Here is a 19053-nt window from a genome sequence, read left to right as displayed (position 1 = left end):
TTAGCTCGAAAAACTGCAGGCAGATACGTGAATTTGCCCGCGAAGTGTGTCTACCATGCATGGGGTCATGCGGCGCGACGTGACGCGCGCGCCGTTATTTCGCAGGGAGGAAACCGCGATGGCCGGACTTTATTTCGAGGACTTTTCCGTGGGCCAGGAGTTCAGGCATCCGCTGACCCGGACCGTCACGGAGATGGACAACACCATGTTCAGCCTGCTGACGCTCAACCCGCAGCCGCTGCACATCGACGCGCATTTCGCCGAGAAGACCGAGTTCGGCCAGCGCATTTTCAACAGCCTTTACACCCTCGGCATCATGATCGGCATGACAGTCTATGATACGACCCTGGGCACCACCGTCGCCAATCTCGGCATGACCGACGTCAGCTTTCCAAAGCCGGTCTTCCATGGCGACACGTTGCGGGCGACGACAAAGGTGCTCTCGGTGCGGGAATCCAGATCGCGACCCAGGGCCGGCATCGTCGAGTTCGAGCATCATGCTCTGAACCAGAACGACGAGATCGTCGGCAAATGCCGCCGCATGGCGATGATGCACAAGAGGCCGGTCTGATGCGTTCAATGCTGTTCGTGCCGGGCGATTCCCCGCGCAAATTCGAGAAGGCGAGCGAAGGCAAGGCCGACGCGCTGATCATCGATCTCGAGGATTCCGTCGTCACCGAGAAGAAGCCGGAAGCGCGTGAGCTCACGCTTTCAATGCTGAAGAGCCGCCCCGATCCGCATCAGCTCTACGTTCGCGTCAACGCGCTCGACACCGGCCTGACGCTGGCCGATCTCGCTGCGGTGATGCCGGGCAGGCCTGACGGCATCGTGCTGCCGAAATCGCAAGGCGGCGAGGACGTGCGTCAGGTCGCGACGTGGCTCGAAGCTTTGGAAGCGGCGTCCGGCATCGCGATCGGCGCGACCCGCATCGTCTGCGTCGCGACAGAGACCGCCGGCTCGATCTTCGGGCTCGGCAGCTACAAGGGCTGCTCGCCTCGCCTCGCCGGCCTGATGTGGGGCGCGGAAGATCTCTCCGCCTCGCTCGGCGCCACCGAGAAAGCGAGCGGCGGCGTGTTCCACAGCCCCTATCTCCTGGCGCGCGATCTCTGCCTGATGGCGGCGGCCGCAGCCGAGGTCGCGCCGATCGACACGGTTTACACCGACATCGACAATCTCGCCGGCCTCGAAGCCGAAACGCGCGCGGCGCGGCGCGACGGTTTTTCGGCCAAGGCGCTGATCCACCCCAAGCATGTCGACATCGTCAACGCGGCGTTCGCGCCGACGGAGGCCGAGCGCGCCTGGGCGGAGAAGGTGATCGCGGCGTTCGCGAGCAATCCCGATTCCGGCACGCTGCGGCTCGACGGCCAGATGATCGACAAGCCGCACCTCCGCGCGGCGAAGAAGATTCTCGGCCAGTCCTAGAGCCGGACGCAAGCCGCGTCGGGCCGGCTGCTGGCCTCAGTCGAATCCCTGAACAGGCGGTGCCGAGGAATGCGCCGGCGCGGCAGGCGCGGCTTGAACCGGCGGAGCCTGGACCGGCGGGGCCGGATTGCCGGCAGCTCTCATCTGACCGTTGGCGGCCATCGCCTCGCGCGTGCGCGACGGACTGCCGGTCGCGGCGGCGCGACGCGGCGGCGGCTGCCGGTGCCTTGCCGACTGCGAGCCTCTCAGGCCCCAGGAACGGGCGATCGAGGGTCCGGCCGTGTAGCCGATCAAGGCTCCGGCGACCGCGCCGACCGGGCCCAGCACGACCGCACCCGAGACCGCGCCGAGCGCGGCATCGCCCGCGCGCTCCTGCGCGAGCGCGCTCGCGGGCACGCAGGCCAGCATTGTGACAGCAGTGATCAGTGCCTTGTTCATCGGAGCGCCTCCCTCGCGAAGGATCACTCCTGCTCAAATATGGCCACACGAGGTTCGCTTGCCGGCCAACAAAAGGCAATCGCGCCCGGAACCCGGCCAGGCAAGGCTCCGCCGCCACTGACGGTTGCGGCGGCGTAGCCGCTACACGATCTTGATCGACATGTCGGGCAGGCCCTCGAGCTTGCAGAGCAGCACGTCGCCCTTCACCACGGGGCCGACATTCTCCGGCGTGCCGGAATAGATGATGTCGCCGGCTTTCAGTTCGAACGCTTCCGACAGCTTGGCGATCTGCTCGGCCACGCTCCAGATCATCTTGCTGAGATCGGAGTTTTGCCGCACGGTGCCGTTGACGGCGAGCGAGATCGCGCCCTTCTCGAAATGACCGGTCTTGCTCGCCGGGTGAATCGGGCCGAGCACCGCGGCGTGGTCAAAACTCTTACCGATTTCCCACGGCTTCTTCTCGGCGGCCATGCCGTTCTGGAGATCGCGCCGGGTCATGTCGAGGCCGAGGGCGTAACCATAGACGTGGTCGAGCGCCTTATCGACTGGGATATTGGTGCCGCCGGACTTCAGCGCGGCGACCAACTCGACCTCGTGATGATAGTTCTTGGTTAGCGACGGATAGGGATGATCGGCAACCTCGCCGATCGCGACGTTCTGGATCGCGTCGGTCGGCTTCTGGAAGAAGAACGGCGGCTCGCGGTTCGGATCCGAGCCGCGCTCGATCGCATGTGCCGCATAGTTCCGCCCAATGCAGTAGATGCGGCGGACCTGAAAGACCTGAGTCTCGCCGACGATCGGGATCGTGACCATCGGCACCGGGGAAGATCGGCTTCGGTCCGGCCTGCGCTGCGGCCGGTATGACCTCGGCCACTGACATTGCAGTGGCCGCCGCCGCAGTTGCAATCAGGTCCCGCCGCGTCGGTGACATCTTTGTCATTTCAGGTGCTCCCTTCCTTTGTCCTTGGGCAGCGCGAAGCGCTCCGATCTGGCTGATAGTCGATCTTCGGCACGCCAGCAACAAGGGCGGGCGCGGCCTGGGCTTCGAACATCTTGACACCGTTCACCCCTTGCCTATTTTTTCGCCGAGAAGAGACCTTCTCGTCCTCGCACAACCAAAGGATCTAACGCGACCGTCTGGAGAGACGACGATGCTCGATGAGAATCTGGCCCGCATCCGTGCGCACCGCAACAACATCCACCGCTATCGGCGCCTGCTGAAGACCAGGTTATCGCAGCTGGAGCGCCAATTCATCGAGAGACGACTGGCGGAGGAGCGATCGGCGCTCGATGACCTGGCCGCCACGACCTTTCCCGTCGGTTTCCGCGCCGCCGAAACACCGGCTGGCGCAATGGGGATGGCGCAATGAACAGCCAGCGCGACCTGCTCATCCGAGGCAGCGAGAAGGTCATCGGCCATTACGAGCTGCTTCTTGCCAGCGCCAAGAGCGAGCATGAGCGCGAGCTCTATCGCCAGCGCATCGAACGCGAGCGGCGGCTGATCCGCGACCTGCAGGGCGGATGGGATCACCGCGCGGCCTGAGCTGGGAGATCACGCGCACCGACCCAGGCCGTCGCAAGAGACGAACCGCTTCCGCGGTTCGTCTCCGCATTCGTTTCAGCGGACGAGGCGATTGGGACCTGCGAGCGCGCTGCTCGGCGCGGCTGCGGGCGCCACTCTCACTGTGGCGGTGAACGGCGCACCGTTGCGCAGCAGCGTGAGCTTCACGTCCTCGCCGATCCGCGCCAGGCCGATCGTGTTGCGGAGCTGGGCGGCGGTGCGGATCGGGCGGTCGTCGGCGCCGGTCACGATGTCGCCCTTGCGCAAGCCCGCCTTCTCTGCGGGCGAATCCGCCGCGATCTCGGCGATGACGGCGCCCTGATTCAATCCCTTGTTGATCGTGGGATGCAGGTCCTTCAGCGAAATGCCGATGCGGCCGCGCTCGACGCGGCCGCTCACGATGATCTGCTCCATCACCTTGCGCGCCATGTTGACCGGAATGGCAAAGCCGATGCCGACGTTGCCGCCCGCCGGCGAGATGATCGCCGAGTTGATGCCGACGAGCTCGCCGCGCAGGCTGACCAGCGCGCCGCCGGAATTGCCGGGATTGATCGCCGCGTCGGTCTGGATGAAGTCCTCATAGCCCTGCTTGCCGAGGCCGGTGCGACCCAGCGCGCTGACGAGCCCTGAGGTCACGGTCTGGCCGAGGCCGAAGGGATTGCCGATCGCGAGCACGAAGTCGCCGACATCGAGCCCGTCGCTGTCGCCGAAGGGAAGCGCCTTGAGCCCGACCGGGTTCTGGACCTGGAGCACCGCGACGTCCGTTGGCGGATCGCGGCCGATGACCTTGGCCGAAAACTGCCGGCCGTCCTTGGTCGTGATCTGAACGGCGGAGGTGCCCTCGACCACGTGATTGTTGGTCAGCACATAGCCGCGCTGTCCGTCGACGATCACCCCGGAGCCGGTCGCATTGACCTCCTTCTCGATCTGCCGGGGAACGTCGAAGAATTCGCGAAACAGCGGATCGCGATAGAGCGGGTTGTCCTCGCGCACGCGGCCGTGCACGGAGATGTTGACGACGGCCGGCGTCACCTGGCGCACCAGCGGCGCCAGGGTCGGCACCGGGCCGCCGGTCTTCAAATCCGGAATCTGGCCGGCGGCAGGCTGCGATGCCGTGAGCGTCAGCATCAGCAAGGCCAGGAACAGCAGACGCACAGCATTCATCATCGTCACCCTGCCGCGTTGTTGTGGGGGATAGTCGGAATCTTGGTGCTTCAGCCTTCGTCGCCTGGCACGACGATCCAGCCCTGCAGGGCCAGAAGCGGGACGGTCCAGGCTGCCGCGGCCTGGCCGAGCAGCACGAGCCCGAGGACGGCGGGCGTGAACATCATGCCGCCTGCCCTTCTGCGGCGGCCCATGGCCGCCGCAACCGCATCGGCACGCCGCCGCCCCGGGGCGGGTCGTCATTGTCGTTGTCGGCGTCGAGCTTGCGCAAGGCGGCGAGAATGTCGGCGAGCCGGACGGTGTGGCTCATGCCGGGAATCTCGCGCAAGGCGGGACAGGATTCGACCGCGTACATGTCCGATGCCCAGGACGACAGGATGACGCGCTTCTCGGGCGACGAGAGCTCCTCGGCATTCAGGACGTCGGCCGGCGAGTCGTAGTGGGCGGCAGGATGAAACAGCGGATTGAGAGTGCCGGAACTAGTATTCACGTTGGTCATCGGTGGGTCTCCCACATGCTCCTTTCCAGGGGGACGGCTCGTTGATGATGAGACGGCGGCGCCACATCGCCGCCGTCCCGCTTGATGTTAATGCGTATTGATCGCGATGCGCTTGACGCCTTCGCGCGCCTTCTCCGATTTCGGCAGCGACACGGTCAGGACGCCGTTCGTGAACGACGCCTCGGCCTTGTCCTCCTCGACACCCTCCAGCGGGATCTGCCGCTCGAAGGCGCCGTAATAGCGCTCGGTGAAGAACCTGCCTTCGCCGTTGCGCTCAGCCTTCTTCTCGCCGCGCACGGTCAGGATGCCATTGGCGATCTCGACCTGGACGTCCTTCTCCGTCAGGCCGGGAAGTTCGGCCGAGACGGTCAGCGTCTTGTCGGTCTCGCTGAGCTCGACCTTCGGCCAGCCGAAACGACCTTCCATCAGCGGCGACAGGCCAGTCCCGCCGAAGCCGCGGAAGACATCGTCGAACAGACGGTTCATCTCGCGGTGAAGCGTCAGGAACGGATCGAAATTGTCGCGCGCCGGCGCAAGCTCCTGGTTTCTCGACCAGGGAATGAGATCACGAAAAGCCATGGGACTCTCCTTCATGCATCGGGAACGCGGCCCGCGCCTGCGCGCGCCGCGTTCCGCCACCAGCTCGATCGAGCGCTCAGGCTGCTTTCTTCTGCTCGATCTGCGATGCCGCAGGAGCGCCGCCCGTGATCGCAATGCGGCGCGGCTTCATGGCTTCCGGAACCTCGCGGACGAGGTCGATGATCAGGAGCCCGTCCTGGAACGAGGCCTGCTTCACCTGGACATAGTCGGCGAGGTTGAACACGCGCCGGAACGGACGCGCGGCGATGCCCTGGTACAGATATTCGCGCGCGGCAGTCTCGGGCTTCTTGCCCTCGATGGTGAGCGCATTCTGCTCGGCCGTCACGGTGATGTCGTTGACGCCGAAGCCTGCCACCGCAAGGCTGATCCGGTAGTGGTCTTCGCCGGAGCGCTCGATGTTGTAGGGGGGATAATTGTCCTCGGTCGCCTGGCGCAGCGTGCTGTCGACGAGGTCGGCCAGGTGATCGAAGCCGATGGTGGAGCGCCACAGGGGCGCGAAGTCAAAACTGGTCCTCATAACCAAGTCCTCCAAAGAGCAAGATGGATACGAAGGAGCGCAAGGCGGGAATTCAGACGGGTCCGAAAACGACCTGCCCGGCGCCCGTGCCGGACCCGGTTGGCATCCGGCACACCGCTCTCGCGGCGAAAAACGACTTAGAAAACCGGAAACCGGTTTCAAGAGGGCCAACGGATTTTTTTTACCCCTCGATGGTCTCTCCGGGCCCCGACGTTCTCGGCGGCAAGGCAAGGTAAAATAAGGGTAAAATCGGCGGGTCGAAGCAAGGCCAGAATGCCTTCATGCGTCTGGCCCCGGGCAACGCGCATGACGAAGCAGGCGGCAGCACACCGTAGACCAGGGTCCCGACCGCCTCCAGCCGGTCTCGCGGCCGGCGCGATTGCCCTCCTCGCCGCCGCAACGGCGGGTGCGGCGCAGGCCGACGGCATCGCCATCTCGCCTGCCGGACTAAAGCCGATCGGAACGATCGATGCGCGCTTTCAGTCCTACAATATCGAAATGGTGGAGGTGACCGGCGGGCGGTTCTGGAAACCTTATCCGCGACCGGCACGCGCCTTCGACGAACGGGATCGTTACAGCGCGCGCCCGCCGATCGATCTTGCCAATGCGCGACTGCGCCGGCTCGCGGCGGCGTTGTCGCCGGCCTATCTGCGCGTGAGCGGCACCTGGGCCAATGCGACGTTCTTTGCCGAGGCGCCGGGAAAGCCGCCGCGGGGATTCAATTCGGTGCTCAGCCGAGCGCAATGGCGCGGCGTGGTGGAGTTCGCACGTGCGGTCGATGCGGAGATCGTCACCTCCTTTGCGATCAGTCCCGGCAGCCGCGACGCCCACGGCATCTGGAAGCCGGATCAGGCGCAGCTGCTGGTCGAGGCGACGCGCGCGCTGGGTGGCCGCATCGCCGCCGCCGAATTCATGAACGAGCCGACGCTCGCGGCGACGAACGGCGCACCGGCGGGCTATGACGCGACCGCCTATGGCCGCGACTTCAAGGTCTTCCGCGATTGGATGCGGCGCGCCGCACCGGAGACGCTGATCCTCGGTCCCGGCTCGGCCGGCGATGCACCATCGCCGTCGGGCGCTGGGCTCACCACGCGGGACCTGCTTGCCGCATCGGGTCCCGGCGTCGATCGGTTCTCCTATCACCATTACAACACGATCTCGCCGCGCTGCGGCGGAGACGACGATCCGGCGCAGGCCCTCTCGGAGCACTGGCTGACCCGCACGGATACGACACTCGGGACCTACCAGACCCTGCGCGACGCATACGAGCCGGGCAAGCCGATCTGGCTGACCGAGACGGCTGATGCCGCCTGCGGCGGCGGCTTATGGGACCGGACCTTTCTGGACACGTTCCGTTATCTCGACCAACTCGGACGCCTGGCGAAGGCCGGGGTCCAGGTGGTGATGCACAACACGCTGGCCGCCAGCGATTACGGCCTGCTCGAGGAAACAACGTTCCGTCCGCGGCCGAGCTACTGGGCCGCGCTGCTCTGGCGCCGGCTGATGGGAACGATCGTGCTCGACATGGGCAAGGCTGCTCCGCGCGATCTCCATCTCTATGCGCATTGCCATCCGGCCAAACCAGGTGCGGTGTCGCTGCTCGCGATCAACACCTCGCGCACCACATCGCGCACGCTATCGCTGCCGGAGTCCGCCGAGCGGTACACACTGCACGCGGCGCGGCTGCAGGGCACGAATGTGCAGTTGAACGGCAAGACGCTCGCGCTGACCGACGATGGCGGGCTGCCGCAGCTGCAGGCACGCGCTGCACCACCGGGCGCGATCCGGCTCGCGCCGACGACGATCACCTTCCTGGTGCTTCCGAACGCTGCAAATCCGGCTTGCCTGTCCCGGCGCTCAGGATCTTAGCGAGTCCCGCGCCGTCTCCGGCGCCATCAGCGTCGCGATGATCGTGACGATCGACAGCGCGACGATGTAGACAGACACCGCCCAATAGGAGCCGGCCCAGGCGAGCAGCGCGGCCGCAATCAGCGGCGAGAAGCCGCCGCTGAGCGCCGCCGCGACGTTGGCGCCGAGCGAAGCTCCGCTGTAGCGCACCTGGGTGCGAAACAGCTCGGGCATGAACGCGGCCTTCGGCCCGAACAGCAGCGCATGGGTGAGCGTCATCGTGACGACGAGCGCGAGCGTGATCAGCGCCGGCTCCCTGGTGTCGAGGAACCAGAACAGCGGAAACGCCAGCGCCACCGAGAACACGCCACCCGCCAGATACAGCGCCTTGCGTCCGAACATGTCGGACAGCCAGCCGGCCAGCGGCAGCGTCGCGAACTCGACGATCGCGGCATAGACCACCGCATCCAGGATCACCTGCCGCGGCAGGCCGAGCTTGGTCGTCGCGTAAATCACCGTGAACACGGTGAGGAGATAAGCGAGCCCGACCTCCGACACCGTGATGCCGATCGCGAGCAGAAAGCTGCGCCAGTCGCGGCGGAGCACCTCGAGGGCCGGTTGCGCCAGCACCTCCTTGCGTTCGACGATCTCCTTGAAGTGAGGCGTCTCGGCGAGCTTGAGCCGCACGATGAAGCCGACGCCGACCAGCAGAATGCTGATCAGGAATGGCACGCGCCAGCCCCAGCTGAGGAAGTCCGCCTCGGGCAGCTTCGTCATCAGGGCGAAGATGCCGGTGGAGGCGGCGACGCCGACGGGAAAGCCGACCTGGACCAGGCTGCCGTAGAAGCCGCGGCGATGGCCGGCGTGCTCGATCACCATCACGACCGCGCCGCTCCACTCGCCCCCGAGCCCGATGCCCTGAACGAAACGAAGGATCACGAGCAGGATCGGCGCCCAGACGCCGATCTGATCGTAGGTCGGCAGGCACCCGATCAGGAAGGTGCCGAGCCCCATCGCGATCATGGTCGCAACCAGCATGGTCTTGCGGCCGAGCCGGTCGCCGTAATGCCCGATGATCGCGCCGCCGATCGGCCGCGCGACGAAGCCGACCGCATAGGTCGAGAACGCCGCGAGCGTGCCGACGAAGGGATCGAAGCTCGGGAAGAACAGCTTGTTGAAGACGAGCGCCGCCGCTGTGCCGTAGATCAGGAAATCGTACCACTCAATCGCGGTGCCGAGCGCACTCGCCCACACCACATGCGCCGTCGTCGATCTCTCCGCCGCCGCGGAGACCCCCATTGCTGTCGTCATGCCCTGCCTCAACGAATTCCGGACAGCATCATGGCCAAACGTTGTGACGGTTGCAACTTGTGGGAGTTCTGTTGGCTCTCGTGCCCCGGACGCTGCGCAGCACGAAGTGATGCGCTGCAGAGCCGGGGCCCACACGTCGTCCAACGCTCATTGCAGTATGGGTCCCGGCTCTGCGCTGCAACGCTAAGAGGCGTCGCAGCGCGTCCGGGACACGAGAGTGGCGAGGCTCGCCGGTGGAACATTCGCCATTGACAAACTAATTTGTCATTATCTAATTTACCTCCACAACGACCCCGCCGCGCCAAGCGGCCAAGAAGAGAGGAAACGACAATGAGAGGGCTCCTGGCCTGCACCATGCTCGCGGCCATGACTTCGGCTGCCATGATCACCGCGGCGACCGCGCAAGTCTCCGATGACGTGGTGCGGATCGGCGTGCTGACGGACCTGTCGAGCTGGGGCCGCGACAACTCTGGGCCGGGCTCGGTCGAGGCCGCAAAGATGGCGGTCGAGGAATTCGGGCCGACCGTGCTCGGCAAGCCGATCGAGATCATCAGCGCCGACCATCAGATGAAAACCGACGTCGGCGTGCAGATCGTGCGCGGCTGGTTCGACAACAACAAGGTCGATGCCGTCGTCGACATCCCCAACTCCGGCATCGCCATCGCCGTGCACAACATGGTGCGCGAGCGCGGCAAAGTTGCCCTGCTCTCCGGCCCCGGCGCAAGCTCGCTGACCGACGAGCTGTGCAGCCCCAACACCGTGCACTTCACCTACGACACCTATGCGCTGTCGAAGGTGACGGCCTCCGCCGTGATCAAGGAAGGCGGCAAGTCCTGGTACTTCATCACGGCCGATTATGCTTTCGGCCAGCAGCTCGAGAAGGACGCAACCCGCTTCATCAACGAGATGGGCGGCAAGGTGCTCGGCGGCGTCAGGCATCCGACCAACACCGCGGACTTCTCCTCCTTCGCGCTGCAGGCGCAGAGCTCGAAATCCGACGTGGTCGCCTTCGCCAATGCCGGCCAGGACACCGACAATGCCATCAAGCAATCCGGCGAATTCGGCCTGGTCCAGGGCGGCCAGAAGCTGGTCGGCCTTTTGATGTTCGACACCGACGTGCACGCCATCGGCCTGAAGGCCGCCCAGGGCACCTATATGACCACGGCGTCCTACTGGGCCATGGACGAGGCCACGCGCGCCTGGTCGAAAAAGTTCTACGAGCGCACCAAGGTGATGCCGACCATGATCCAGACCGGCGTCTACGGCTCGGTGCTGCACTATCTCAAGGCGATCAAGGCGGCCGGCACCGACGATTCCGCCACGGTGATGGCCAAGATGCGCGAGCTGCCGATCGAGGATATCTTCGTCCACGGCGGCAAGTTGCGCGAGGACGGCCGTGTCATCCGCGACATGTATCTCGCCAAGGTGAAGTCGCCCGCGCAATCCAAGGAGCCGTGGGATTACCTGGACATCGTCAAGACCGTGAAGGGCGATGACGCCTTCCGTCCGGTCTCCGAATCCAAGTGTCCGCTCCTGAAGAAGTGAGGCTTGAAATGGCTGGCAACGAGCATGGCGCCACGGAGACCTACGAGTGCGACGTGCTCGTGGCCGGATCGGGTTGCTCCGGCATGTCGGCCGCGATCACCGCGCGCTATCGCGGGCTCGACGTGCTGATCGTCGAGAAGGAGCCGCGCTTCGGCGGCACCACAGCCCGCTCCGGCGGCTGGCTCTGGATTCCCGGCACATCGCTGGCGAAGGCCTACGGCATCGAAGAGACACCGGAACAGGCCCGCACGTATTTGCGGCACGAGGCCGGCAACAATTACGACGCGGCACGTGTCGATGCCTTCCTGAGCGCCGGCCCTGAAGCGGTCGATTTCTTCATCACCAAGACGGCGCTGCGCTTCGACATGCCGCTGGTCTTTCCCGATTACCACGCTGAAGCGCCCGGCGGCGCCCAGGGCGGCCGCTCCATGGTGACGCGTCCGTTCGACGGCCGCGAGCTCGGCGATCTCATCAAATCGCTCGGCATGCCGCTGCCCGAGCTCACCGTGTTCGGCATGATGCTGGGAAGCGGCAAGGAGATCATCCACTTCATGCGGGTGACGAAGTCGCTGACCTCGGCGGTCTATGTCGCCAAGCGCCTGACGCGGCATCTCATGGACGTGCTGCGCTATGGCCGCGGCATGACGCTCACCAACGGCAATGCGCTCGCGGGACGCCTGGCAAAGTCCGCGCTCGACCTCAAGATTCCGATGTGGCTGTCCTCGCCCGTACGCGAGCTGACGGTCGAGAACGGCGCGGTCACCGGCGCCATCGTGTCGCGGCAGGGACGCGCCGTGCGTGTCCGCGCCCGTCGGGGCGTTGTGCTGGCCTGCGGCGGCTTTCCCCACGACGTCGAGCGGCGCAAGAAGATGTTCCCGCACGCGCCGACCGGCGTTGAGCATTATTCGCCCGGGCCTGCGGGCAACACCGGCGACGGCCTGCGCCTTGCCGAGGGCGCCGGCGGCCGCATCGAGGACCGCCTGCCGAACGCGGCGGCCTGGGTGCCGGTGTCGCTGACCACGCGCAAGGACGGCTCCAAGGGCGTGATGCCGCACTTCATCGACCGCGCCAAGCCCGGCGTGATCGCGGTGATGCGCGACGGCAAGCGTTTCGCCAATGAGGGCAATTCCTATCACGACTTCGTCCAGGCCCTGATCAAGGCGGCCAAGCCCGGCGAGGAGATCGCCGCTTTCCTGATCTGCGATCACAAGACGCTGCGGAAATACGGCCTCGGCTGCGTACCGCCCTTCCCGATGCCGCTGGGTCATCATTTGAAGACGGGCTATCTCATGCGCGGCGATACGCTGGAAGCGCTGGCGGCGAAAGCCGGGATCGACGCCAAGGCGTTCGCCGAGACGGTCAAGCAGTTCAATGTGACGGCGCCGCAAGGCCAGGATGCCGCCTTTGGCAAGGGCTCGAAGGCCTACAACCGCTACCAGGGCGATGCGCTGCATGGCCCCAATCCCTGCGTGGCGCCGATCGAGAACGGGCCGTTCTACGCCATCAAGATGGTGATCGGCGATCTCGGCACCTATGCCGGCATCGTCACCGACGCGAACGCGCGGGCGCTCGACGCCGAGGGCCGGGTGATTCCCGGCCTCTATGCGGCCGGCAACGACATGGCGAGCATCATGGGCGGCAATTATCCGGGTGCCGGCATCACGCTTGGGCCGGCGCTGACCTTCGGCTACATTGCCGGCAGACATCTTGCCGACAGCGCCGCCAAGCGTGACGCGGCGTAGAGCATGATCAGGAAAAGTGTGCAGCGGTTTTCCGAAGAGATCATGCTCAAACAAGGACTCGAGCGCATCGGAGGCGCATGAAGAGAGAGAGCCGCGGCATCCAGTCGATCGAGGTCGGCGGCGAATTGCTTCGCGCGCTCGCACGCAGCGGCGAACCGATGATGCTGCGCGATCTCGCGCGCGAGGCCGGCATGACGCCGGCCAAGGCGCATCCCTATCTCGCCAGCTTCTCCCGCATCGGCCTGATCGAGCAGGACGAGACCACCGGCCGTTACGAGATCGGCGCGCTGGCGCTCGAGCTCGGCCTGATCAGCCTGCGCCGCCTCTCCGGCGTGCGCATCGCGCGTCCCAAGATCGCGGGCCTCGCGAGCCAGATCGGCCACGCCGTCTCGCTCGCGGTCTGGGGCACGCACGGCCCGACCGTGGTGCAGCTCGAAGAGCCGGCTCAGCCGGTGCACATCGTGATGCGCGTCGGCTCGGTGATGGCGCTGCTGGAGACCGCCACGGGCCGCGCCTTCGCGGCGTTCCTGCCGGAGAAGACGATCAGCGCCGCGCTCGACAGCGGCCTCGACCGCCATGGTGTCGGCTACAACCCGAAGCGCGCCGTGAAGGGTGCCAAGATCGCCGACATGCTGGCTGAGGTCCGCAAGCATGGCCTCGCCCGTGCGCTCGGCGACCCCCTGCCCGGCGTCAACGCGTTCTCCGCGCCGGTGTTCGATCATTCCGGCCACGTCGCGCTGGTCATCACCGCGATGGGCCCGGAAGGCACTTTTGATGCCCGCTGGGACAGCCCGATCGCGCACGCGCTGCGCGACTGCGCGGGGGGCATTTCGAAGCGGCTGGGTTACGGGCTGACGGTTGCGGCGGAGTAGCTGCGGATCCTACTTCTCCTTCACCGGCACCGTGTAGTTCAGGACCAGCCGGCCGCCATCCGGATAGATCGTCTGCCCGGTGATATAGGACGCATCGTCGCTGGCAAGGAATGCCACGACGGCGGCTACCTCGCTTGGCTCGCCGCCACGGCCCGCGGGCGTGCGCGACAGCACGGTCTTGCGGGCGTCTTCCGAGGTGTAGATCGACGAGGCCACCATGTCGGTCAGGATCGTGCCCGGCCCGACCGCGACGACGCGGATGTTGTGCGGGGCGAGCGCGACGGCGGCGACGGAGGTCAGCTGCTTCATGCCGCCCTTCGACATCGCGTAGGTCGCAAGCGAAGGGATCGCCAGCAGCGCGTTCACCGAGGACATGTTGATGACGACCCCGCCGCCTTGCGCGATCATCTGCCTCGCCGCCGCCTGCACGCCGAAGAACGCGCCTTTCAGGTTGATGCCGATGATCTCGTCGAATTCCTCTTCGGTGATGTCGAGGATGTCGCGGTTGCGGGCGATGCCGGCATTGTTGACCATGATATCGAGCCGGCCGAACTCCTTCACCGCGGTCACGACCAGCTGATCCACGTCCGCGCGCTTGGCGACATTGCCGACGATTGTGCGCAGCGCATCCGGCCGCCCGAGCTCGGCGGCCGCTGCAGCTAAGCCTTCGGCATCGACGTCGGAGATGACGACCTTGACGCCGTCGTCCAAAAATCTCTTCGCGCAGGCCTTGCCGATGCCGCGCGCCGCGCCGGTGATGGCCGCAACCTTGCCGGATAGTTTCATGGGGTTCACTCCTGGACTAAAGCGCGATGAGATGAGGACGAATCATCATCGCGCTTTGGGTTATTGTTTGAGCATGATCTTTTCGGAAAACCGCTGCGCACTTTTCCGGATCATGCTTAGTGACGATCTCACGGACGCATTCACGCAAAGACGCGCGGGCGCAGCCCGGCATGAAACCAGGTGATCATGGAATAGATGTCGTAGACCGGCAGCCCCACCTCGGCCTGAAGTGCTGCGGCATAAGGCGGCATGTTGGTGCATTCGAGCACGATGGCGCCGACATCCGGATGCTTGGCAACCAGCTCCTTGCCGGCCTCGACCACGTCGCGCTCGGCTTGCGCGATGTCCATGTCGTCCTTCTCGGCCTTGATCAGGACACGGAAGAATTCCTTGCCGTTCTCGGTGCCGACCAGCGGCGTGTCGAGCGGCACGCCGGCGCCTGCGAGATGGGCGGGCGAGAGCGTCGAGCCCGACACCGTGACGAGGCCGACGCGCTTGCCGGGCGGCAGGGTCGCCTGCACCCACGGCACCTGCATCAGCGAGGAGGTCGCGACGGGAACGCCGACCGCCGCCGCGATCTCCTTCTGGAACAGCGAGAGGAAGCCGCAATTGGTGGTGATGGCCTCCGCCCCCAGCCGCACCAGCTCCTTGGCCGCATCGATGAAGTCGGGCAAGAGGCCGGCCGCGCCCTTCAGCACCACCTTTTCCGGCGAGGCGCCGCTCACCACGCGATAGAGCACCGGGAATGGCCAGGTCGTGCCGTTGCCCATGTCGCCGGGAATGCGGGGAAAGCGCGCTTCCAGCATCAGGATGCCGAGCGGAGCGCCGTAGATGGCCTTGCCGCCACGGGCGATGCGGGGGGACGAGCTGGCTGAGGTGGTCATGGTGCGCTCTCAGAGGAAACGATCGGGCGCGAACGGCGCGAGCGGAATCTCCGGCGCCTTGCCGCTCACGAGCTGGGCGACCAGCCGGCCGGTGCGGGCCGAGCCGACCAGGCCGACATGGCCGTGGCCGAAAGCATAGACGATGTCGCGCGAGGCGCGCGCATAGCCGATGCAGGGCCGTCCGTCCGGCATGCTCGGGCGATGGCCGAACCAGGTCTTGATGCGCGCGGCCGGAATGTCCTTCGGCAGTTTCGGGAACATGCTGACGAGGTGATTGCGCAGAATCTCGGCGCGCTTCCAGTTCGGCGCGGCCTCGAGGCCGGCGATCTCGACGGTGCCGGAGGCACGCAGGCCACTGTTGGTCCAGTTCACCACCATCTTGGCGTCGGAGGCCATCATCGAGCTGCGCGGGCCTGCTTCCGGATTCTCGATCACAACATGATAGCCGCGCTCGGTCTCGAGCGGGAGGGGATCGCCGACCGAGGCGGTGAGCTGCTTCGAGCGGGCACCCGCCGCGACCACAGCGGCATCGCATGCGATCTCGCCGGTCTCGGTGACAACAGCGACGAGCTTGCCGCCGGAGAGCTTCAGGCCGGTCGCCTTGGCGCGCACGTGTTTCGCGCCGCTGGCGATCGCATGATTGGCGAGCGCAGCAACGTAAGCGCCGGGATCGCGGCAGCGCCCGGCCTCCTCCACCACGACGCCAAAGGTGTAGCGCGGATGCAGGTCCGGCTCGCGCTGGCGCATCTCGTCGGCATTGAGCTCCAGCCATTCGACGCCGACCTTCTTGCGCAGGCGCCAACCGAGATCGCTGTCGAAATTGCCGCGCGAGGTGAACACGTGCATCACGCCGTTGCGCTCGATCAGTTCGGGGACGCCGGCTTCTTCCGCGAGCTTCCTGTGCAGCAGCGGCGCGTCCTTCAGAAGGTCGCGCAGCGCGAACGCCGTGGTCTCGACCCGCGCCGCGGTCCAGCCCGACAGCAGATACTTGACCAGCCAGGGCAGCGCCTTCGGCAAGTAAGACCAGCGGATCGCGAGCGGCCCGAGCGGGTCCATCAGATAACCCGGCACCTTCTTCCAGACGCCGGGCTCGGCCGGCGGAATCACCGAATGCGACGACAGCCAGCCGGCATTGCCGTAGCTCGCCGCCTGTTCGCCGCCGGGCTCGCCGGGATCGATCAGCGTGACCCGATGGCCCTCGCGCAGCGCCTCGATGGCGCTGATCACGCCGATCGCGCCGGCCCCGATGATGGCGACGTGGCGGCCGTCAGGCATCGCTCTAAGCTTTCACCGCGGGCACAAAATCCTTGCCGACCGAGATCGCTCGGGGATCGATGATGCAGTGGAGGATCGACGGCTTGCCCGAGGCCAGCGCGCGCTCGAAGGCGGGTGCGAACTCTTCGGTACGCTCGACGCGCTCGCCATGGCCGCCGAACGCCTTCGCGTACATCGCAAAGTCCGGGTTCTTGAGCTGGGTGCCGACGACGCGGCCGGGATAGTCGCGCTCCTGGTGCATGCGGATGGTGCCGTATTGCGAATTGTCGATGATGATGACGATCAGCGGCGCGTCATACTGCACGGCGGTCGCGAACTCCTGGCCATTCATCAGGAAGCAGCCGTCGCCCGCAAACGCCACGACGACGCGATCCGGGTATTGCCGCTTGGCCAGCACGCCCGCCGGCACGCCGTAGCCCATCGACCCCGAGGTCGGCGCGAGCTGGGCGGCAAAGCTGTGGAAGCGGTGATGGCGATGGATCCAGCCGGCGTAATTGCCGGCGCCGTTACAGACGATCGCATCCTTCGGCAGGCGGTCGCGCAGCCAGGTCATCACCTCGCCGTACTGGAACCTGCCCGGCAGCTCGCGCGCCTTCTCGGTCCAGCCGAGATAATCGGCATGCGCCTTGGCGGCCTCGCCCTTCCAGGCCACCGCGCCTGAGGGCTTCAGCGTCTCGACGGCTGCGGCGAAGGCGGCCGGCGTCGCCTGGATCGCCAGATCAGGCTGATAGATCCGGCCGAGCTCTTCGGAGCCCGGATGCACATGGACCAGCTTCTGCTTCGGATTGGGAATGTCGAGCAGCGTATAGGACGAGGACGGCATCTCCGACATGCGACCGCCGATCAGCAGGAGAACGTCGGCATTGTCGATGCGCGCCTTGAGGCCGGGGCTCGGCCCGATGCCGAGGTCGCCGGCATAGTGCGAATGGTCCGCATCGATCAGCGAGGCCCGGCGGAACGAGGTCGCGACCGGCAGGTCGAATCGCTCGGCGAAGCGCGCAATGCTCTTGGTCGCCTCGTCGGTCCAGCGCGAGCCGCCGAGAATGACGAGCGGCGCCCTGGCGCCGGCCAGAATAGTGCCGAGCCTTTCGATATCGGCAGGCGCCGGCCAGCTCACGGCGGGCTCGATGCGCATGGCGTCGGCAACCGCCGCGGTCTCTGTCAGCATGTTTTCCGGCAGCGCGATCACCACGGGACCGGGGCGGCCCTGCATGGCGACGCGGAAGGCGCGCGCCACCAGCTCCGGAATGCGGTCGGGGCGATCGATCTCAACCGCCCACTTCGCCATCGAGCCGAACACCGCCTTGTAGTCGAGCTCCTGGAACGCCTCGCGCTCGCGCATGCCGGTGTCGACCTGGCCGACGAACAGGATCATCGGGGTCGAATCCTGCATCGCGATGTGGACGCCGTGGCTGGCATTGGTCGCACCCGGGCCGCGGGTGACGAAGCAGACACCGGGCCGGCCCGTGAGCTTGCCATAGGCCTCCGCCATCATCGCCGCGCCGCCTTCGGCGCGGCAGATCACGACGTCGATCGGGCTGTCATGCAGTGCATCGAGCGCCGCCAGATAGCTCTCGCCCGGCACGCAGGTGACGCGCTCGACGCCCTGGGCGACGAGCTGATCGATCAGGATCTGGCCCCCGGTGCGGGTGTTGCGAATGGTCATGTCGGCTCCCTCGAGACTTCGGCGATGCGCACGTGTTCGGGAACTGGCCTAGGACAGGCCGAGAGCGTGCGCAAGGTCGAAAGGCTTCTCGCAGCCTGCGCAGGCGTCATGCCCGTCCCTGCCGTTTGCACTCCAGGTCCTGCCGCGGCCATGATGGCGAGCTTCGAGTTCTTCGTCTACGATTCGGCCGAACCAAATCGTCTGGAGCATCGGAATGCGAACCATTGGCCTGATCGGAGGCATGAGCTGGGAGAGCACCGCGCTTTACTACAAGCTCATCAACGAGCGGGTCCGCGACCGCATGGGCAAGCTGCATTCGGCACCGCTCTTGATGTACTCCTACGATTTCGAGGAGATCAAGCAGATGCAGTATGCCGGCCGCTGGCAGGAGGCGGCGGCGAGCCTGGCGAAGGTCGCGAGGCTGCTCGAAAGTGCCGGCGCGCGGGCGATCGTGTTGTGCACGAACACGATGCATAAATTGGTGCCCGAGATCATCTCGAGCGTCACCGTTCCGTTCATCCACATCGGCGATGCGACGGCCGAGCGGATTCGGGCCAAAGGATACCGGCGGGTCGGGTTGCTCGGCACCAAGTTCACGATGGAGGAAGACTTTTACATCGACCGGCTGCGTGCGCACGATCTCGACGTCCTGATTCCTTCCGCGGCAGAGCGCGCCGATGTCAACCGCATCATTTACGACGAGCTGTGCCTCGGCAACGTCGCCGCGCCCTCGCGCCGCCGGTACCAGGAGGTGATGGCGGCCCTCGTCGCCGGCGGCGCCGAGTGCATCATCCTCGGCTGCACCGAGATCACCATGCTGGTCGGCCCGGACGACGTTTCGGTCGAGACGTTCGACACCACCGCCATTCACGCAGAGACGGCCGCCGATTTCGCGATCGGGTGAATTGATCTCCTCAGTTTCA

19 protein-coding genes and 1 pseudogene are annotated in these 19053 nt (G+C 66.0%); 9 read left to right on the top strand and 11 right to left on the bottom strand.

Annotated elements, in window-relative coordinates; all coding sequences use genetic code 11:
- The first annotated feature begins 67 nt into the window (after nucleotides 1–67).
- Nucleotides 68–571, top strand: a complete 504-nt coding sequence (locus HZZ16_RS10620) for a MaoC family dehydratase (protein ID WP_376707560.1) — start codon at nucleotides 68–70, stop codon at nucleotides 569–571.
- Nucleotides 571–1422: an HpcH/HpaI aldolase/citrate lyase family protein gene (locus HZZ16_RS10615; RefSeq protein WP_197948410.1), complete on the top strand. Its 852-nt coding sequence runs from the start codon at nucleotides 571–573 to the stop codon at nucleotides 1420–1422. Before HZZ16_RS10620 ends, HZZ16_RS10615 begins: the two co-directional genes overlap by 1 nt.
- Before the next feature lie 36 nt (nucleotides 1423–1458).
- Here the strand turns inward: HZZ16_RS10615 and HZZ16_RS10610 are convergent, their stop codons facing one another.
- Both HZZ16_RS10610 and HZZ16_RS10605 read right to left on the bottom strand, forming a co-directional pair.
- Nucleotides 1459–1860, bottom strand: a complete 402-nt coding sequence (locus tag HZZ16_RS10610) for a hypothetical protein (RefSeq protein ID WP_197948409.1) — start codon at nucleotides 1858–1860, stop codon at nucleotides 1459–1461.
- A gap of 141 nt (nucleotides 1861–2001) precedes the next feature.
- Nucleotides 2002–2800 (bottom strand): annotated as a pseudogene (locus tag HZZ16_RS10605) (fumarylacetoacetate hydrolase family protein).
- 211 nt (nucleotides 2801–3011) lie between these two features.
- Between HZZ16_RS10605 and HZZ16_RS10600 the strand changes: the two are divergent.
- On the top strand, nucleotides 3012–3230 hold the full coding sequence (locus tag HZZ16_RS10600; protein WP_197948408.1) for a hypothetical protein: 219 nt from the start codon (nucleotides 3012–3014) through the stop codon (nucleotides 3228–3230).
- Nucleotides 3227–3403, top strand: a complete 177-nt coding sequence (locus HZZ16_RS10595) for a hypothetical protein (RefSeq protein WP_197948407.1) — start codon at nucleotides 3227–3229, stop codon at nucleotides 3401–3403. Before HZZ16_RS10600 ends, HZZ16_RS10595 begins: the two co-directional genes overlap by 4 nt.
- A gap of 75 nt (nucleotides 3404–3478) precedes the next feature.
- Here the strand turns inward: HZZ16_RS10595 and HZZ16_RS10590 are convergent, their stop codons facing one another.
- From HZZ16_RS10590 to HZZ16_RS10575, 4 genes are all read right to left on the bottom strand, one after another.
- A complete protein-coding gene (locus HZZ16_RS10590; protein WP_197948406.1) occupies nucleotides 3479–4585 on the bottom strand; it encodes a trypsin-like peptidase domain-containing protein in 1107 nt (368 codons plus the stop codon).
- Between the two features lie 163 nt (nucleotides 4586–4748).
- On the bottom strand, nucleotides 4749–5084 hold the full coding sequence (locus HZZ16_RS10585; RefSeq protein WP_197948405.1) for a hypothetical protein: 336 nt from the start codon (nucleotides 5082–5084) through the stop codon (nucleotides 4749–4751).
- An 87-nt stretch (nucleotides 5085–5171) separates the two neighbouring features.
- Nucleotides 5172–5663, bottom strand: a complete 492-nt coding sequence (locus tag HZZ16_RS10580) for an Hsp20/alpha crystallin family protein (RefSeq protein WP_197948404.1) — start codon at nucleotides 5661–5663, stop codon at nucleotides 5172–5174.
- Nucleotides 5664–5739: 76 nt separating this feature from the next.
- Nucleotides 5740–6201 (bottom strand): Hsp20 family protein, encoded by a 462-nt coding sequence (locus HZZ16_RS10575; RefSeq protein ID WP_197948403.1) that lies wholly within the window; start codon nucleotides 6199–6201, stop codon nucleotides 5740–5742.
- Between the two features lie 306 nt (nucleotides 6202–6507).
- On the opposite strand from HZZ16_RS10575, the gene HZZ16_RS10570 reads away from it, so the two are divergent.
- Nucleotides 6508–8070 carry a glycosyl hydrolase family 79 N-terminal domain-containing protein gene (locus tag HZZ16_RS10570; protein ID WP_197948402.1) on the top strand — a complete coding sequence of 521 codons (1563 nt, stop codon included), beginning with the start codon at nucleotides 6508–6510 and terminating at the stop codon, nucleotides 8068–8070.
- On the opposite strand, the gene HZZ16_RS10565 is transcribed toward HZZ16_RS10570, so the two are convergent.
- A complete protein-coding gene (locus HZZ16_RS10565) occupies nucleotides 8059–9360 on the bottom strand; it encodes an MFS transporter (RefSeq protein ID WP_197948401.1) in 1302 nt (433 codons plus the stop codon). The two genes, HZZ16_RS10570 and HZZ16_RS10565, sit on opposite strands and share 12 nt — an antisense overlap.
- 330 nt (nucleotides 9361–9690) lie before the next feature.
- Between HZZ16_RS10565 and HZZ16_RS10560 the strand changes: the two genes are divergently transcribed.
- The 3 genes from HZZ16_RS10560 to HZZ16_RS10550 all read left to right on the top strand — a co-directional run bounded on the left by HZZ16_RS10560 (nucleotide 9691) and on the right by HZZ16_RS10550 (nucleotide 13519).
- Nucleotides 9691–10905 (top strand): ABC transporter substrate-binding protein, encoded by a 1215-nt coding sequence (locus HZZ16_RS10560; protein WP_197948400.1) that lies wholly within the window; start codon nucleotides 9691–9693, stop codon nucleotides 10903–10905.
- Between the two features lie 8 nt (nucleotides 10906–10913).
- Nucleotides 10914–12647 (top strand): FAD-dependent oxidoreductase, encoded by a 1734-nt coding sequence (locus HZZ16_RS10555; protein WP_197948399.1) that lies wholly within the window; start codon nucleotides 10914–10916, stop codon nucleotides 12645–12647.
- Nucleotides 12648–12724: 77 nt separating this feature from the next.
- A complete protein-coding gene (locus tag HZZ16_RS10550; protein ID WP_197948398.1) occupies nucleotides 12725–13519 on the top strand; it encodes an IclR family transcriptional regulator in 795 nt (264 codons plus the stop codon).
- 9 nt (nucleotides 13520–13528) lie between these two features.
- Here the strand turns inward: HZZ16_RS10550 and HZZ16_RS10545 are convergent, their stop codons facing one another.
- From HZZ16_RS10545 to HZZ16_RS10530, 4 genes are all read right to left on the bottom strand, one after another.
- On the bottom strand, nucleotides 13529–14305 hold the full coding sequence (locus HZZ16_RS10545; RefSeq protein ID WP_197948397.1) for an SDR family NAD(P)-dependent oxidoreductase: 777 nt from the start codon (nucleotides 14303–14305) through the stop codon (nucleotides 13529–13531).
- A gap of 140 nt (nucleotides 14306–14445) precedes the next feature.
- Complete coding sequence (locus HZZ16_RS10540; RefSeq protein WP_197948396.1) at nucleotides 14446–15189, bottom strand: aspartate/glutamate racemase family protein; 744 nt, start codon at nucleotides 15187–15189, stop codon at nucleotides 14446–14448.
- A 9-nt stretch (nucleotides 15190–15198) separates the two neighbouring features.
- Nucleotides 15199–16464, bottom strand: a complete 1266-nt coding sequence (locus HZZ16_RS10535) for an NAD(P)/FAD-dependent oxidoreductase (protein ID WP_197948395.1) — start codon at nucleotides 16462–16464, stop codon at nucleotides 15199–15201.
- A 4-nt stretch (nucleotides 16465–16468) separates the two neighbouring features.
- Nucleotides 16469–18130 carry a thiamine pyrophosphate-binding protein gene (locus HZZ16_RS10530; RefSeq protein ID WP_197948394.1) on the bottom strand — a complete coding sequence of 554 codons (1662 nt, stop codon included), beginning with the start codon at nucleotides 18128–18130 and terminating at the stop codon, nucleotides 16469–16471.
- 214 nt (nucleotides 18131–18344) lie between these two features.
- On the opposite strand from HZZ16_RS10530, the gene HZZ16_RS10525 reads away from it, so the two are divergent.
- Nucleotides 18345–19034, top strand: coding sequence for an aspartate/glutamate racemase family protein (locus HZZ16_RS10525; RefSeq protein WP_197948393.1), 690 nt, complete (start codon nucleotides 18345–18347; stop codon nucleotides 19032–19034).
- Nucleotides 19035–19053: the final 19 nt, after the last annotated feature.

This window comes from Bradyrhizobium glycinis (genome assembly GCF_016031655.1).
In the GTDB taxonomy this organism is placed as follows: Bacteria; Pseudomonadota; Alphaproteobacteria; order Rhizobiales; family Xanthobacteraceae; genus Bradyrhizobium; species Bradyrhizobium glycinis.
The sequence above is the reverse complement of the archived record's forward strand: the minus strand, read 5'-3'. Positions and strand labels throughout refer to the sequence as shown.

Bases quoted from the DNA above. Each gene is read 5' to 3' on its own strand.
- HZZ16_RS10545 (WP_197948397.1), bottom strand. From the start codon at position 14,305: ATGAAACTATCCGGCAAGGTTGCGGCCATCACCGGCGCGGCGCGCGGC.
- HZZ16_RS10530 (WP_197948394.1), bottom strand. From the start codon at position 18,130: ATGACCATTCGCAACACCCGCACCGGGGGCCAGATCCTGATCGATCAG.
- HZZ16_RS10525 (WP_197948393.1), top strand. From the start codon at position 18,345: ATGCGAACCATTGGCCTGATCGGAGGCATGAGCTGGGAGAGCACCGCG.
- HZZ16_RS10555 (WP_197948399.1), top strand. From the start codon at position 10,914: ATGGCTGGCAACGAGCATGGCGCCACGGAGACCTACGAGTGCGACGTG.
- HZZ16_RS10570 (WP_197948402.1), top strand. From the start codon at position 6,508: ATGACGAAGCAGGCGGCAGCACACCGTAGACCAGGGTCCCGACCGCCT.
- HZZ16_RS10550 (WP_197948398.1), top strand. From the start codon at position 12,725: ATGAAGAGAGAGAGCCGCGGCATCCAGTCGATCGAGGTCGGCGGCGAA.
- HZZ16_RS10615 (WP_197948410.1), top strand. From the start codon at position 571: ATGCGTTCAATGCTGTTCGTGCCGGGCGATTCCCCGCGCAAATTCGAG.
- HZZ16_RS10575 (WP_197948403.1), bottom strand. From the start codon at position 6,201: ATGAGGACCAGTTTTGACTTCGCGCCCCTGTGGCGCTCCACCATCGGC.
- HZZ16_RS10540 (WP_197948396.1), bottom strand. From the start codon at position 15,189: ATGACCACCTCAGCCAGCTCGTCCCCCCGCATCGCCCGTGGCGGCAAG.
- HZZ16_RS10620 (WP_376707560.1), top strand. From the start codon at position 68: ATGCGGCGCGACGTGACGCGCGCGCCGTTATTTCGCAGGGAGGAAACC.
- HZZ16_RS10560 (WP_197948400.1), top strand. From the start codon at position 9,691: ATGAGAGGGCTCCTGGCCTGCACCATGCTCGCGGCCATGACTTCGGCT.
- HZZ16_RS10595 (WP_197948407.1), top strand. From the start codon at position 3,227: ATGAACAGCCAGCGCGACCTGCTCATCCGAGGCAGCGAGAAGGTCATC.
- HZZ16_RS10535 (WP_197948395.1), bottom strand. From the start codon at position 16,464: ATGCCTGACGGCCGCCACGTCGCCATCATCGGGGCCGGCGCGATCGGC.
- HZZ16_RS10600 (WP_197948408.1), top strand. From the start codon at position 3,012: ATGCTCGATGAGAATCTGGCCCGCATCCGTGCGCACCGCAACAACATC.
- HZZ16_RS10590 (WP_197948406.1), bottom strand. From the start codon at position 4,585: ATGAATGCTGTGCGTCTGCTGTTCCTGGCCTTGCTGATGCTGACGCTC.
- HZZ16_RS10580 (WP_197948404.1), bottom strand. From the start codon at position 5,663: ATGGCTTTTCGTGATCTCATTCCCTGGTCGAGAAACCAGGAGCTTGCG.
- HZZ16_RS10585 (WP_197948405.1), bottom strand. From the start codon at position 5,084: ATGACCAACGTGAATACTAGTTCCGGCACTCTCAATCCGCTGTTTCAT.
- HZZ16_RS10610 (WP_197948409.1), bottom strand. From the start codon at position 1,860: ATGAACAAGGCACTGATCACTGCTGTCACAATGCTGGCCTGCGTGCCC.
- HZZ16_RS10565 (WP_197948401.1), bottom strand. From the start codon at position 9,360: ATGACGACAGCAATGGGGGTCTCCGCGGCGGCGGAGAGATCGACGACG.